Source organism: Marinobacterium sp. NO-S09, assembly GCF_059179545.1.
In genome coordinates, this window is record NZ_CP168954.1 from 3148116 (window position 1) to 3163292 (window position 15177).

Below are 15177 nucleotides of genomic sequence, written 5' to 3' on the forward strand. Positions count from 1 at the left end.
GATGCCTGATTAACCCGCAACACCGCACAAACGCTGGCCTGCCAAACGGGCCGCATCATGCAGATCATCACAGCCGTGCTGAATCAGCTCATGCAGCTGTTCCTTCATGCGGCGCGACCAGAATTTCTGCACATGCCCTTCAATCACCTGGGCGACGGTATGTTCATCACCGACGCTGGCGTTGTTGATGGCGATGTGATTCAGCATTTTGATCAGGGAAGCTTTCTCATGCGACATGGCTGTTCTCTTTATTCTTAAGGGGGTGGGGATCGGTTTCAGTGTAGATCACATGGCGACAGGGACGGGCAAAGCCCACCAATTGCATACCGGCCTTGTTGGCCTGCTCGATTGCCAATGCGGTGGGCGCCGAGACGGCAACCAGTGCCCCCAAATTGGCGGCGGCACACTTATGTACCATCTCGAAACTGGCGCGACTGGTGATCAGTACAAAAACAGCTGCTTGCTGAAGGGAAGATTCGACATCGGCGATGGCGCCGATCAGCTTATCCAGGGCGTTATGACGGCCCACGTCTTCACGCACAAGCAACACGTCACCCTCGGCATCACAAAGGGCCGCACCATGCACCGCCCCCGTGCTGACCTGCAGCTGCTGATGCTGTCGCAGTTGTGTGAGTGCATGCTCTATGGCCTCGGCTGAAGGCATGGGAGCCGGAACAACTTTTTGCGGAGTCCCTATGGCCTGCGCCAGTGATTCCGCACCACACAGACCGCAGCCGGTCCGCCCTGCCAGGTTGCGACGACGGTGCTTGAGGCTTTCAAAGCACTCCGTTGCCAGCTCTATCTGAACTTCCAGCCCCAGTGGGTGCTGAACGACATCCATGCCATACACCTGTTGCGGCCGCTCGATAATGCCTTCGCTCAGGCTGAAGCCCAGCGCGAAGTCCTCAAGATTATCGGGCGTCGCCATCATCACCACATGGGACAGACCGTTATAGACCAGCGCGACGGCCACTTCGTCCGCCACTTGGTCTTCGGCAGGTTCAAGCCCTGCACCCTGACGGCGCAGCACCTGAACCTGCTGTTCTCCCTTCAGCCCGGCCATCAGGACACTTCCGTGCGCGCCTCGCGCAGGAAACCCTGCTGACGATGGTGGTTGTCGTGGAAGTTCTTCTGCCACTCGGACGGCTGAGTCACCTTCTCCACCTGTACCGCGGTCACCTTATACTCGGGGCAGTTGGTTGCCCAATCCGAGTTATCGGTAGTGATGACGTTGGCGCCACTGTGCGGATGGTGGAAGGTGGTGTACACCACACCCGGCTGCATGCGTTCGCTGATACGGGCACGCAGCACGGTATGACCGGCACGACTGCTGATACCCAGCCAGTCGCCATCATTAATGCCGCGTTCCTCGGCATCATGCGGATGCACTTCCAGCACATCTTCGTTATGCCACACCTGGTTCTCGGTACGGCGGGTCTGGGCACCTACGTTGTACTGACTGAGGATACGACCGGTGGTCAGCAGCAGCGGGAAGCGACGGTTGGCGCGCTCGGTGGTCGGTACAAACTCGGTGATGGCAAACTTGGCCTTGCCAATCGGGAAGTCGTCAACGTGCATGATGGGCGAACCTTCCGGATGCACATCATTACAGGGCCACTGCAGGCTGCCATACTGCTCCAGCTTGTCGTAGTTCACACCCGCAAAGCTTGGCGTCAGGCTGGCGATCTCGTCCATGATTTCAGACGGATGGCTGTAGTTCATCGGGTAACCCAGAGCGTTGGACAGCTCCTGCGTCACTTCCCAGTCTTCCTTGCCTGCCAGCGCCGGCATCACCTTGCGTACGCGGTTGATACGACGTTCGGCATTGGTAAAGGTGCCGTTTTTCTCCAGGAAGGTGGAGCCCGGCAGCAGGACATGGGCGAATTTGGCGGTTTCGTTGAGGAAGATATCCTGCACGATCAGGCAGTCCAGCGAGCGCAAAGCCTGCTCAACATGCTGGGTGTTGGGGTCTGACTGGGCAATATCCTCACCCTGCACATACATGGCGCGGAAGGCACCTGCGATGGCCGCATCGAACATGTTGGGAATACGCAGACCCGGTTCCGGATCGATCTCGACACCCCAGGCCGCTTCGAAGTGACCACGGGCAACAGAATCGGACACATGCTGGTAGCCCGGCAGTTCATGGGGGAAGGATCCCATGTCACAGGAGCCCTGGACATTGTTCTGACCACGCAGCGGGTTCACACCCACGCCTTCTCGACCGATGTTGCCGGTCGCCAGCGCCAGGTTGGCGATACCCATCACGGTGGTGGAGCCCTGGCTATGTTCGGTTACACCCAGTCCGTAATAAATCGCCGCGTTGGGTGCCTTGGCAAAGGCACGCGCCGCTGCACGGACCTTATCGCCCGGCACGCCGGTGATCTCTTCCACGTTTTCCGGTGCATGGCGCTCATCAGCAATAAAGTCACGCCACTGGTTGTAGCCGTCGGTATCACAGCGGCTGGCAATAAAGTCGCTGTCTTCCAGCCCTTCGTTGATCACCACGTGCGCCAATGCATTGACCAGGGCTACGTTAGAGCCCGGACGCAGCGGCAAATGCATGGAATCATTCAGGTGCGGTGTATCCAGCAGATCGATATGACGCGGGTCCGCCACGAGCAGGCTGGCACCTTCACGCAGACGACGTCGCAGCAGTGAGCCGAACACCGGGTGCGCATCCGTGGGGTTGGCACCAATCACCAGCACACAGTCGGCCTTCAATACGGAGTCAAAGGTCTGGGTACCGGCAGACTCGCCCAGCGTTTGTTTCAAGCCATAACCGGTCGGGCTGTGGCAGACACGGGCACAGGTATCGGTATTGTTGTTCCCGAAGGCGGTACGGATCAGCTTCTGCACCAGATAAGCTTCTTCATTGGTGCAGCGTGAAGACGTGATACCACCGACACTTTCACGGCCATGCTCGGCCTGAATCGCTTTCAAACGACCGGCAGCGAAGCCGATCGCTTCTTCCCAGCTCACTTCGCGCCAGGGCTGATCGATGCTGTCACGAATCATCGGCGCACGGATACGATCCTTGTGGGTGGCGTAACCGAAGGCAAAACGGCCTTTGACACAGGAGTGACCATGGTTCGCTTCACCCCCCTTATAAGGCAGCATGCGTACCAGCTTGTCGCCTTTCATCTCGGCCTCGAACGAACAACCCACACCACAGTAGGCACAGGTGGTCACCACCGAGTGTTCCGGCTGGCCCATCTCGATGACGGAGTTTTCCGTCAGCGTAGCGGTCGGGCAGGCCTGCACACAGGCACCACAGGAGACACATTCGGAGTCGAGGAAGCTCTCATCCTGACCGGCCGCGACGCGGGAGTCGAAGCCACGACCATCAATCGTCAGGGCAAAGGTACCCTGAACTTCGGAGCAGGCGCGGACACAGCGTGAACAGACGATGCACTTGCTGGGGTCATAGGTAAAATAGGGGTTGGAAGTATCCTTTTCCGCTTGCAGATGGTTCTCGCCATCAAAGCCATAACGGACTTCGCGCAGCCCCACGGCACCGGCCATATCCTGCAGTTCGCAATTGCCGTTGGTGGGACACGTCAGGCAGTCCAGCGGATGGTCCGAGATGTACAGCTCCATGATATTCCGGCGCAGCTTGGCCAGCTTGTCGGTCTGGGTGGAGACCTTCATGCCCTCTTCTGCCGGCGTGGTGCAGGAGGCCGGCATGCCGCGACGGCCTTCGATCTGTACCGCACAGAGGCGGCAGGACCCAAAGGCCTCCAGGTTATCGCTGGCACAGAGCTTGGGAATGTTGATATCGGCCAATGCCGCCGCACGCATGACGGAGGTGCCTTCAGGGACACGGATTTCGACGCCATCAACTTCAAGCGTGATCTGCTTCTCGCTCAGGGATGCCGGCGTGCCGTAGTCACGGTTATAGTCCAGCTTGGGATCAAAATGCTGCAACATGTCAGGCCACCTCCATCTCGGTTTTGGCGGGTTGAGCGAAATCTTCGCCAAAGTGCTTCATGGCACTTTGTACCGGGAACGGCGTCATGCCGCCCATGGCACAGAGCGAACCATCCACCATGGTTTCACAAAGATCACTCAACAATTCCAGATTAGCCTCTCTGTTGTCACCTGCACGAATACGGTCGATCACTTCGACACCGCGCGTGGAACCGATACGACAGGGGGTGCACTTGCCACAGGATTCAGCGACACAGAACTCCATTGAGAAGCGGGCCTGCTCACTCATGTCGACGCTATCGTCAAACATCACCACACCACCATGGCCCAGTACGGCACCTTCACCGGCAAAGGCTTCATAATCCAGCTCGGTATCCCACTGGCTTTCCGGCAGATAAGCCCCCAACGGGCCGCCCACCTGGACTGCACGCAGCGGTCGGCCATTGCGCGTTCCACCACCGAAATCAAACATCAGCTCACGCAGGCTGGGGCCAAAGGCCAGTTCAACCAGACCGCCCTGCTTCACGTTGCCGGCCAGCTGGAACGGCAGCGTGCCACGGGAACGCCCCATGCCACAGTCGGCATAGGCCTGAGCGCCCTGGTCGAGAATGAAAGGCACCGCCGCCAACGAGAGCACGTTGTTGACCACGGTCGGCTTACCGAACAGACCGACAATCGCAGGCAGCGGCGGTTTGGCACGCACCAGACCGCGTTTGCCTTCAAGACTTTCCAGCAGGGAGGTTTCTTCACCGCAGATGTAGGCACCCGCGCCCATGCGCACTTCCAGGTCAAAACGGCGCCCGCTGCCCAGAATATTCTCGCCCAGCAGGTTGTTGTCATAGGCGGTAGCAATGGCGTTGTTCAGCGTCTCAAACGCCAGCGGATATTCGGAGCGCAGGTAGATATACCCCTGGGTTGCCCCAACGCCGAGACCGGAGATGGTCATGCCTTCAATCAGCATGAAGGGGTCACACTCCATCACCAGGCGGTCGGCGAAGGTGCCGGAGTCACCCTCGTCCGCATTGCAGACGATGTATTTCTGCTCGGCAGGCGCATCCAGCACGGTCTGCCATTTGATACCGGTCGGGAAGGCAGCACCACCACGGCCACGCAGGCCCGATGCTTTGACTTCATCGATAATGCCTTGAGCGCTCAATTCCAGCGCCTTGGTCAGCCCTTGATAACCGGAATGGGCGCGATAATCGTCCAGCGACAGCGGATCAATGACACCGGCACGGGAGAAGGTCAGGCGCTGCTGACGCTTGAGGTAGGGAATTTCTTCAACCAGCCCCAGTGCCAACGGGTGCTCCTGTTTGCCCTGCCAGAACTCGGCATCAAACAGGGTATCCAGATCTTTCGACTTGACCGGGCCAAAGCCGATACGTCCCTCAGAGGTGTCCACCTCGATCAGGGGTTCCAGCCAGTAGAGGCCGCGCGTACCGTTACGTACGATTTCAATATCCACACCGCGTTCGGCAGCGACTGCTGCCATCTGCCTGGCCAGGCTATCGGCGCCCAGTGACTTGGCGGTGGTGTCGGACGGAATATAAATTCGGGTGCTCATCACTTCAGCTCCAGTTGTTCAGTCTTGAGGTCATCGATCAACTCATCGAATGACTCAGGGGTGACGAACGCGTGGATGTCATCGCCGACACGCACTGAAGGGCCGCAGGCACAGTTGCCAAGGCAATACACCGGCTCAAGGGTAACTGTTCGGTCATCGCTGGTTTGGGCGTAATCGATGCCCAACGCTGACTTGGCATGAGCCTCCAGCGCACGTGAACCCTGGGCCTGGCAGGCTTCTGCCCGGCAGATTTCCACCACATGACGCCCCGGTTGCTCGGTGCGGAAGTGATGGTAGAAACTGATCACACCATGCACTTCGGCACGGGTGGTTTGCAGCGCGCGCGCGATCAGCGCCACTGCATCTGAATGGATATGGCCGAAGCGATCCTGCAACGCATGCAGAATCGGCAAAAGTGCGCCCGGTTTGGTTTTCAGTTCATCGATGATCGCGCTTGCGATCTCCGGGTGCCAGGGTGTGGTGCCGGTAGTGCTCATTGTCTGACCTCCTTGCCATCAGCATATGAAGTAAAGTTCATATCTGAATGGAGTATTGCTCTTATTATCCGGGCCAAACTACCATTAGGCATCCAACTACAAAATATGAAAAAAAGTGCCTATTCATAAAATCAACATCGTCCCGACCTGGTCTTTCCGCGATGACAGCGGCCGCGAACTGGACCCTCAGCTGTTCTCGCTGCTGCGCCATATCGAAACGGATGGCAAGCTGACGACCGCCGCCAAAGCAGTGGGGATTTCCTACCGCCACGCCTGGAACCAGCTCAACAAGTGGGCCGAATTCTTCGGCACCCCGCTGGCAGAGTTGCAAAAAGGCCGGGGCGCGCGATTAACGGAGCTAGGTGCCAAGCTGGTGTGGGCAGAAAAACGTGTGATCGCCAGGCTGGAACCCCAGCTGGATAACATCACCTCGGACCTGAACCTTGAACTGTCACGTCTGCTGGAAGGCACCCGGCCACGCCTGCGCCTACAGGCCAGCCACGGTTATGCGGTAGAACTTTTGCCCCGCTTTGCCCAGGCGTTCGAGCTGGACCTGCAGTACCGCAACGCCCGCGAAGCTCTGGCATCGCTGAGCCGCGAACAATGTGACCTGGCCGGCTTCCACCTGCCGGTCAGTATGCTCAGTGAGGAAATGAAATCCCTGCCCACACGCCTGCTGAAGCCCCGCGCCCATCGCATTATCCGCTTTATCATCCGCCAGCAGGGGTTGATGATCGCCGCCGGCAACCCGCTCGGTATTGAGGGATTGGCAGATCTGTGTCGCGAGGATATCCGGTTTATCAACCGCGAGAAGGACTCAGGCACCCGCCTGCTGCTGGATGAAATGCTCCAGCGCAGCGGCCGTGGCAGAAGCGATGTCCTGCCCAGTGCCGGTACCGAGTTTACCCACTCGGCCATTGCTGCACATGTGGCCGCAGGGATGGCCGATGTGGGCTTTGGCGTTCAGGCGGCTGCGGCACAGTTCGGGCTGGATTTTATTCCGCTGGCCAAGGAGCAGTATCTGATGGCCTGCCACCAGCGCACGCTGGAGCAACCAGCCTGCCAGCTTCTGCTGCAACAGCTGCGCGGTGATGCCTTCCGTAAAGCCGTTTCCGGGCTACCGGGCTATGATGCTCGACTGAGTGGCGAGGTGCTGGCACCGGATGAGCTCTTTGCCGAGATGGAAAGTTAACAAGTGATCAGAACTGTCTCGCTGCCGCCTGCACCAGCTCTTCGTGGCTGTTCAGATTGGCAAAAGCGGCGGCCTGGTCACTGAAGTCGGCCTGGGCAACATCCAGCGACGATAGCCAGCCCTTGATACTGCGAATATCACCGGCCAGGGCTTCAGCAACGCCGGACTGCAGGTCCTTGTGCACCAGACAGCTGAGCCACTGCATGCGTTCGCCATCATGAGCCACGGCAATCCCGTCACGGCTGCTGCTAACCGCCTCTCCAAGACGCTCGGCCAGGTCCACCGGAATCCAGGGGGTATCACAGGCACTGAACAACACCCACTCCGTGGAGGCAGAACTCAACCCCGTCAGGATACCCGCCAGGGGACCTTCAAACCCTTCGACCAGATCAGAAACCACCTCGAACCCCAGTTCGGAATAGGCCTGGATCGAACGGTTGGCGTTGAGTAAAAGTGACCCGACCTGAGGCGCAAGTCGGTCGCGCACATGCACGGCCAGAGGCTTGCCCTGCAGTGACACCAGCCCCTTGTCCTGTCCTCCCATTCTCAAACCCCGGCCACCAGCCAGAATTACGCCGGTCAGCTGTTCCCTGCCAAGCTCCCCCGTTTCAATTGCCTTTTGCTTCAATGCTTTCTCCTGAGTTTTATACACTTGGCCTGGTCGATCTCATCCTGCTCCTATGCCTTGAAAACAGGCACTTCACGCAGGTTTAACAACACGTTAAAACCGACATTTTCGGTACTGAATACAGCTATCAAATCCTGAATTCAGGTTTAGATTACGCTGGACTTCAAACCGTAACCTCGGCACAGTGCGCAAATGTCTCGCCCGAGTGAGGCAAGGAAAATACCGCTTATTCCGGGAATCAACCAGCGGATTTTCGGTCCATTGGTAACCAACGAAATAACTAGAAACCGGGGAGATTACGATGCCCTCCCAGCTTATCGACGGCTTTGGTCGACGCATCAATTACGTGCGCTTGTCAGTCACCGACCGCTGCGATTTTCGTTGCGTTTACTGCATGGCTGAAAACATGCAGTTCCTGCCTCACAGCCAGGTACTGACGCTGGAAGAGATCCATGACGTGGCCGCAGCGTTTACTGAACTGGGTGTGGAGCGTATCCGACTCACCGGTGGAGAGCCTCTGGTTCGGCGTAATGTCCTGAGTCTGATTGAGCGACTTGGACAGCTTCCGGCAGAATTGAGCCTGACGACAAACGGCTCACAACTGCACAAAATGGCAGGCGATCTTGCAGCCTTTGGCGTCGATCGTCTGAATATCAGCCTGGACTCACTGCAGCAGGATCGCTTCCGGGAACTCACCCGAACCGACCGTTTGCAGCAGGTACTGGATGGGATTGAAGCGGCACGCTCAGCCGGCTTTAAGCGAATTAAATTGAATACAGTTGTGCTCAAGGGGCGCAATGATGACGAGGTCATCGACCTGATTGAATTTGCCCGTCGCTCAGAACTGGATATCAGTTTTATCGAGGAGATGCCGCTGGGCCAGATTACCGAACATGGCCGTGCGGAAAGCTTCTGCTCCAGTGATGAACTGCGTGAGCGCATCAGCGATCATTTTGAACTCAGCCCCTCAACCGAGCGTACCGGTGGCCCCTCGCGCTATTACCGCCTCGCCGACAGCCAAACCCGAGTCGGCTTTATATCACCGCACAGTCATAACTTCTGCGGTGACTGCAACCGTGTCCGTGTAACCGTTGAAGGCCGCTTGCTGCTGTGCCTGGGCAACGAACACTCGGTCGACCTGCGCGAGGTCATTCGCACTTATCCGGATGACCCCGAGCGTTTGCAGCAGGCTATTATTGACTCCATGGCGATCAAGCCCGAGAAACACGAATTCAACCTTGAAGAAGAACCGCAAATTCTGCGCTTCATGAATATGACAGGTGGTTAACACCGCCATTCTGCAGGAACTCAATATGTCACATACCCCCGAAAAAGCCTTTGTCCCTCTTAATATTGCCGTTCTTACAGTTTCCGATACGCGCACACCCGAAACGGACACCTCCGGCGACACTCTGGTGGAACGTCTGACCGAAGCCGGCCACACACTGGCGGACCGGGCTATCGTCCGTGACGATATCTATGCACTGCGCGCCCGTGTATCCCAGTGGATTGCCGATGTTGATACCCAGGTGGTTATCCTGACCGGCGGCACCGGCTTTTCCCATCGTGACTCCACACCGGAAGCCATTGCACCGCTGCTGGACAAGCAAATCGAAGGCTTTGGCGAGCTGTTCCGCCAGATTTCATATGAGGAAATTGGCACCTCCACTATCCAGTCCCGCGCACTTGGCGGCCTGGCGAATGGCGCCCTGATTTTCTGTCTGCCCGGCTCAACCGGCGCCTGCCGTACCGGCTGGGACCGCATCATCAAAGAGCAGCTGGACGCACGTCATCGCCCCTGTAATTTTGTTGGTACGCTGCAGCGTGCACTGGAAGTCCGTCAGGCAGAACAGGGATAAGCACCGTGACAGCAAGCAAAGACCCCTGCTCTCAGCCTGGTCTGATTCCCCTGCAACAGGCACGTGAGCACCTGCTTGAGCAGGTAAGCTGCCGCCTGGAATCCGAATCCTGTGACCTGCTGAACGCCAATAACCGCATTTTGGCCAGTGACCATATCGCCGCTGTCAACGTGCCGCCCACGGACAACAGCGCCATGGATGGCTACGCCCTGCGTACCGCTGATACTGCTGCCGACGCACCCACCGAGATGCCGGTCAGCCAGCGTATTCCGGCTGGACAGGCACCAGCGCCCCTACAGCCGGGCACCGCTGCACGCATTTTCACCGGCGCGTCCATTCCGCCGGGCGCTGATGCAGTCGTGATGCAGGAGCAGGTAGAGCTCAAAGGTGACAATGTCGAACTGCCCGCTGGTATCAAACCGGGCCAGAATATCCGTGCCTGTGGCCAGGACATCACCCAGGGTGAAGCCCTGCTGAGCGCAGGTGTTCGCCTGGACCCGCGCTCTATTGGAGTGTTGGCGTCTGTCGGTGCAGAATCCGTCAACATCTACCGCCCGCTGCGCGTCGGTGTAATGTCGACAGGTGATGAACTGGTCGAGCCCGGCACACCGCTGCAACCGGGACAAATTTACAACTCCAACCGCTTCCTGCTGCTGACATTGATTCGTCAGCTGGGCATGGAACCGGTTGACCTTGGCACCATTCCGGACGAGCCCGCCGCCACGCATGCTGCCTTGAAACAGGCTTCCGAAACTGCCGACGTTATTCTCACCACCGGTGGGGTTTCGGTGGGTGAAGAGGATCATGTGAAGGATGCCATCGATGCGCTCGGACATCTGGATATGTGGCGTTTGAACCTGAAGCCCGGCAAACCCTTTGCGGCCGGTCAGGTGCAATCCACACCGCTGTATGGTCTACCCGGTAACCCGGGTGCCGTAGTGGTAACCTTTGCCCTGCTGGTTCGCCCCTGCCTGATGAAAGCTCAGGGCGCGGCCGAGTATGAAGTCAAAACACGTAAAGTGCGTGCCGGATTCGACCGTACACGAACGAACAGTCGCGAAGAATATCTGCGTGTATCGGTGGGCGACAATGGCGATGTACTGCTGAGTGAAAACCAGAGTTCAGGCGTGTTGTCAGCCTTCATGCGTACCGACGGTCTGCTGCGTGTCCCGTCCAACACAGACATTTCACAGGGCGACCTGATGGAATTTATCGACTTCAAGGACGTGATCTATTAAGTAGATCCGACACTAAATTAGTGCCGGCTCAGATGAGCCTGTCAGGAGGCCAATTCCTGCAGGCTTGCCTGATCCAGGGCCATGCGGCAGATGATGCCGACACGTGGAGGGAGTACTGCTCTGAGGCTTTGATTAATCCCCGGAAGGGCTCGAGCGCCGACTCTCAGCCAACACCATGAAACCATAACTGAGCCCCACGGCCAGCACTACAGCGGCTAGCGAGAACACTTCTGAGGCATCCAGCTTGCCAAAGTCCAGTACGATCACTTTTCGCGCCACCGCCATCAAAGCCGTTGCGAGCACCAATTTGACCGGTATTTCTGCGCTGCTGAGATATATTCGGATGTTGACGAAGATCTCAATCGCCACCAGTACGGCGAGAAAAGCTGCAAAGGTCTCAAAAATATCGCTGATGTTGAGCAGAAACACAGGCGGCGCAGTCAGGCGCTGGTAAAGCACATACAACACATCCCCTATCCCAAGAAAAATCACGATCACCATCAAAATGGCCAGCAGCTTTACCGCAAAGCGAATCGCATAATGACTGGCTCGAATGATCGGATCCGGCTCGTTCAGTGGCAGCTCGATATGTGAATGTGAGTCCCGCTTCATACATCATCCCTCAGGTTAAGTACCGAGTAGCCAATCCAACGTCTGAATTTGCTGTTGGCACCTGTAAGTGAAAGAGCCGTTCCAACACGCTCTGATTAACTAAAGCACAAATATGGAAAATATGTTCTGAGCACCTGCCAGCGGTTGAATACATAGACTGCCAAGGTGTCAAAAGGTGGTTACATATTCTGTGTACGTGAGAGATGAATGAGCAGACCGATCAATACCTCTGCCTTTCCTCCCGTTAGCCTGTTCCTGAAAAGAAAAGACCCGCAAACTGCGGGCCTTGGATGGTTGCGTATTGCAGAAACCTGCCGGGGTTACACCACACCCTGCTCCAGCATGGCGTCCGCCACACGGCGGAAGCCCGCTACATTGGCACCCAACACCAGGTTGTAAGGCTGATCGAACTCTTTCGCGGTTTCGCTGCAGCGGGTATGGATATCGGCCATGATTGCCTGCAGCTGCTGATCGACCTGCTCAAAAGTCCAGCGCTGCATGCTGGCATTCTGGCTCATTTCCAGCTGACTGGTGGCAACACCGCCGGCATTGGCCGCTTTGCCCGGCCCATACAGAATGCGGTTGCTGATAAACAGTTCAACCGCTTCAGGTGTAGACGGCATGTTGGCCCCTTCACTCACACAACGACAATCGTTGTTCAGCAAGGCACGTGCGTCGGCTTCGGTCAGTTCATTTTGTGTGGCACAGGGGAAAGCCGCATCCGCTTTGAAACGCCAGACCGCATGGCCATCCTCCGGGTACGCGTCTACCGGAATGAACTCGGCCTGCGGGAATTCATTCAGATACTCGCGCAGGGAAACACGTCGCGTTTCCTTGAGCATTTTCAGGGTTGCCAGATCAATGCCTTCGCTGTGATACAGGGTACCGCTCGAGTCAGAGCATGTAACCGGACGAGCGCCCAACTGATACAGTTTTTCAATGGTGTAGGTGGCAACATTTCCGGCACCCGAGACCAGACAGGTTTTGCCATCCAGGTTGTCGCCCTGTGCCTTGAGCATGTTCTGGGCGAAGTAGACGCAGCCATAGCCGGTTGCTTCCTTACGCACCAAAGAGCCGCCCCACAGGAGCCCCTTTCCGGTAAGCACACCCTCGTAGCGGCCCGTCAGTCGCTTGTACTGGCCAAACATGTAGCCGATTTCGCGAGCGCCAACGCCGATATCACCCGCCGGAACATCAGTATTCGGCCCGATATGACGGTACAGCTCATTCATGTAGGACTGGCAAAACCGCATGATTTCCTGGTCAGAGCGCCCCTTGGGATCAAAGTTGGCGCCGCCCTTGCCACCGCCAATCGGCAGACCGGTCAGTGCGTTTTTGAAAATCTGTTCAAAGCCCAGAAACTTGATAATGCCGGCATTCACCGAGGGGTGGAAACGCAAGCCGCCCTTGTAAGGGCCCAGTGTGGAATTGAACTCAACGCGATACCCTTTGTTGACCCGTACCCTGCCCTGGTCATCAACCCAGGGCACGCGGAACATGATTTGGCGCTCAGGCTCAACCATGCGTTCAATGATGGAATTGTCACTATAGTGGGGGTTCTGATCCAGCACCGGCTCCAGTGACTCCAGAACCTCTTCAACCGCTTGATAGAACTCGGTCTGCGCAGGACTGGAGGCCATCAGGCCAGTGATGGTGTCATGAATATAGGACATCAAGTACCTCGGAAACTGTGGGGGGATGTTAGCCAGAGCACTAGAGTGCAGGCGGATCTGAGCCGCTGCATTCAGGTTGGAGCCAGTAGGAGGCTAGCGAGAGTTGGTAACTCTGGGGTGCTCTGACGGGATAAAGCGGCGGTAATAATAAAGCACTAAATTAGTGCACACAATGCGGCCAAAGGCATAAATATTTGCGACTGATGCCTATCAAAGCGCAATTGAGGCTCCTCGTAACCCTCGTATCAGGCTGAAAAACACGGTTTCCTCTGTCCTGTTTGCCCGGAGATACAGGGCATGACAGCCCTGTATCCAGTGCAACTCAGGCACATTAGCCCAGATTTATGTCTTCAAGACCAAACAAGGCATCCAATGCCCCCGGAGTAGTTCTGAACGCAACATTGGCCCGATTCCAGGCATTGATGCTCATGATGTGGAACGTCAGAGCCGCCAATTCCTGTTCAGCGAATTGCTCCCGCACTTCATGATAAACCGCATCCGGCACGCCTTCCGGGGCAAGGCAGGTCAACGCCTCCGTCCAGGCCAGTGCAGCACGCTCCTGTGCCGAGAACAGCTGTGATTCTCGCCAGCCCGCCAGATGGTGGAGGCGTAATTCCCTTTCACCTCTAAGCCGGGCCTGCTTTACATGCATATCGATACAGAAGGTACAGCCGTTCAGCTGGGAAGCGCGCAGATCCACAAGAACCGCCAATGCAGGCCGAATATGATGGCTGTCGGATACCGCCAGACTGAATGCCATTAACTTCTCGGTCAGTGCCGGTAGCTGATCCATAAAATTCAGTCGAGGTTGTGTGTGTGACATTTTTCTTCCTTTAGACAGGTTTGATAAAAGTACCTGCCTAAAGGACGAATCGACTGAGCGGTGTGTGACATGAGATACGCATATTCAAAATATGCGGAGGTACTCGGTATGTTTCACTCTCCTGAAAGGTGTCTGAGTTTTTCAGGATTGCGTTGAATATAGAGCGCACCTATGCGGCCTGGATCGACTGGAGAAGGCATTAGTATGATCGTCTGAATCAGCTCGCCACCCGGGCCATCAAATACGAGACAGCCGGGTAGCCCATTGATACTTGCCTGCTGCAAATGCCAGTTTTGACTGCTCGGCAATCGCACAAACCCCATAAAGGTTCGGGCAATTTTGCCTCCTCCCTGCAGCGGGCGCGGTATGGTGGTGACCTTGCCTCCGCCGTCAGCCACAAGCACCGCATCTTCGCTCAACAGCCTCGCCAGCGCATCGGTATCCTGGCTCTGCACGGCCCGATTGAATGCATTAAACAGCCGCTCATGTTCATCGGCCTCAACCTCGCAACGCACATACTCGGCTTTTACATGCGTTCGTGCCCGGCTGGCCAACTGACGACAGGCCGCAGGCGAGCGCTCAAGCCGGGTAGCCACCTCGTCAAACTCAAGATCAAAGACATCGTGTAATAGAAAACTGGCACGCTCCAAAGGGGTTAAGCGTTCCAGTGCCAGCATGAAAGCAACTGATACATCCTGCGCGAACTCTGTTTGATGCTCAGGCCCATGACACATGGCGTCGTCATCCTCCAGCAGCGGCTCAGGTAACCAGATCCCCACATACTGCTCACGCTTAACGGCTGCGGACCTGAGGCGGTCCAGACAAAGATTGGTCGCAAGGCGAGACAGGTATGCCCTGGGGTTATCAATGCTGCTTTCATCGGTTTCTGCCCAGCGCAGCCATACCTCTTGCACCACATCCTCGGCATCACTGCGCGAACCCAGCATGCGATAGGCGAGTGCTCGCAGATGCCGGACGTGATCAGATTCATATCGATGAGCGCGTTGGGAAAGTGCTGTCATTGTTCATTCTCTTGAAGCCTGGGGTCCTGAACAGGACGGAACAACAAGATGAAGTGTGACATGGAACGGCAAAAAAGTGCTTTTACTAACGGCACCGAGTCCTTCCGTCAGCAGAACTGGAGCAGCGCGTCACCTTGCC

General features: G+C 56.9%; 14 protein-coding genes. 4 read left to right on the forward strand and 10 right to left on the reverse strand.

Features of this window, described 5'->3' with window-relative positions; translation table 11 throughout:
- Window positions 1-9 precede the first annotated feature (9 nt).
- From O3C79_RS14540 to O3C79_RS14560, 5 genes are read right to left on the reverse strand one after another with little or no spacing between them, the layout of a single operon-like run.
- A complete protein-coding gene (locus O3C79_RS14540; protein ID WP_010321942.1) occupies window positions 10-237 on the reverse strand; it encodes a formate dehydrogenase subunit delta in 228 nt (75 codons plus the stop codon).
- Window positions 227-1063, reverse strand: coding sequence for a formate dehydrogenase accessory sulfurtransferase FdhD (gene fdhD, locus O3C79_RS14545; RefSeq protein WP_494383690.1), 837 nt, complete (start codon window positions 1061-1063; stop codon window positions 227-229). Before fdhD ends, O3C79_RS14540 begins: the two co-directional genes overlap by 11 nt.
- Window positions 1063-3930: a formate dehydrogenase subunit alpha gene (gene fdhF / locus O3C79_RS14550; RefSeq protein WP_494383691.1), complete on the reverse strand. Its 2868-nt coding sequence runs from the start codon at window positions 3928-3930 to the stop codon at window positions 1063-1065. Before fdhF ends, fdhD begins: the two co-directional genes overlap by 1 nt.
- Before the next feature lies 1 nt (window position 3931).
- The gene (locus tag O3C79_RS14555) at window positions 3932-5494 is read right to left on the reverse strand and encodes a formate dehydrogenase beta subunit (protein WP_494383692.1); all 1563 of its coding nucleotides are present in this window, start codon (window positions 5492-5494) and stop codon (window positions 3932-3934) included.
- On the reverse strand, window positions 5494-5991 hold the full coding sequence (locus O3C79_RS14560) for a formate dehydrogenase subunit gamma (RefSeq protein ID WP_010321938.1): 498 nt from the start codon (window positions 5989-5991) through the stop codon (window positions 5494-5496). The genes O3C79_RS14555 and O3C79_RS14560 overlap by 1 nt, the downstream gene beginning before the upstream one ends.
- 115 nt (window positions 5992-6106) lie before the next feature.
- Here O3C79_RS14560 and O3C79_RS14565 point away from each other — a divergent pair, with 115 nt between their 5' ends.
- Window positions 6107-7183 (forward strand): substrate-binding domain-containing protein, encoded by a 1077-nt coding sequence (locus tag O3C79_RS14565; protein ID WP_494383693.1) that lies wholly within the window; start codon window positions 6107-6109, stop codon window positions 7181-7183.
- 7 nt (window positions 7184-7190) lie between these two features.
- Here the strand turns inward: O3C79_RS14565 and mobA are convergent, their stop codons facing one another.
- Window positions 7191-7811 carry a molybdenum cofactor guanylyltransferase MobA gene (gene mobA, locus O3C79_RS14570; protein ID WP_494383694.1) on the reverse strand — a complete coding sequence of 207 codons (621 nt, stop codon included), beginning with the start codon at window positions 7809-7811 and terminating at the stop codon, window positions 7191-7193.
- A gap of 301 nt (window positions 7812-8112) precedes the next feature.
- Here mobA and moaA point away from each other — a divergent pair, with 301 nt between their 5' ends.
- The 3 genes from moaA to O3C79_RS14585 are packed head-to-tail and all read left to right on the forward strand — an operon-like array spanning window position 8113 to window position 10908.
- Window positions 8113-9099 (forward strand): GTP 3',8-cyclase MoaA, encoded by a 987-nt coding sequence (gene moaA, locus O3C79_RS14575; RefSeq protein WP_494383695.1) that lies wholly within the window; start codon window positions 8113-8115, stop codon window positions 9097-9099.
- Between the two features lie 25 nt (window positions 9100-9124).
- Entirely contained in the window at window positions 9125-9670 is a 546-nt protein-coding gene (gene moaB, locus O3C79_RS14580; protein ID WP_494383696.1) for a molybdenum cofactor biosynthesis protein B, read from the forward strand.
- Window positions 9671-9675: 5 nt separating this feature from the next.
- On the forward strand, window positions 9676-10908 hold the full coding sequence (locus O3C79_RS14585; protein ID WP_494383697.1) for a molybdopterin molybdotransferase MoeA: 1233 nt from the start codon (window positions 9676-9678) through the stop codon (window positions 10906-10908).
- 132 nt (window positions 10909-11040) lie between these two features.
- On the opposite strand, the gene O3C79_RS14590 is transcribed toward O3C79_RS14585, so the two are convergent.
- The 4 genes from O3C79_RS14590 to sigJ all read right to left on the reverse strand — a co-directional run bounded on the left by O3C79_RS14590 (window position 11041) and on the right by sigJ (window position 15038).
- Complete coding sequence (locus O3C79_RS14590; RefSeq protein ID WP_494383698.1) at window positions 11041-11520, reverse strand: phosphate-starvation-inducible PsiE family protein; 480 nt, start codon at window positions 11518-11520, stop codon at window positions 11041-11043.
- A gap of 320 nt (window positions 11521-11840) precedes the next feature.
- Window positions 11841-13193, reverse strand: a complete 1353-nt coding sequence (gene gdhA / locus O3C79_RS14595) for an NADP-specific glutamate dehydrogenase (protein ID WP_494383699.1) — start codon at window positions 13191-13193, stop codon at window positions 11841-11843.
- Between the two features lie 331 nt (window positions 13194-13524).
- Window positions 13525-14016 carry a carboxymuconolactone decarboxylase family protein gene (locus O3C79_RS14600; protein WP_494383700.1) on the reverse strand — a complete coding sequence of 164 codons (492 nt, stop codon included), beginning with the start codon at window positions 14014-14016 and terminating at the stop codon, window positions 13525-13527.
- Between the two features lie 113 nt (window positions 14017-14129).
- Entirely contained in the window at window positions 14130-15038 is a 909-nt protein-coding gene (gene sigJ / locus O3C79_RS14605) for an RNA polymerase sigma factor SigJ (RefSeq protein ID WP_494383701.1), read from the reverse strand.
- Window positions 15039-15177: the final 139 nt, after the last annotated feature.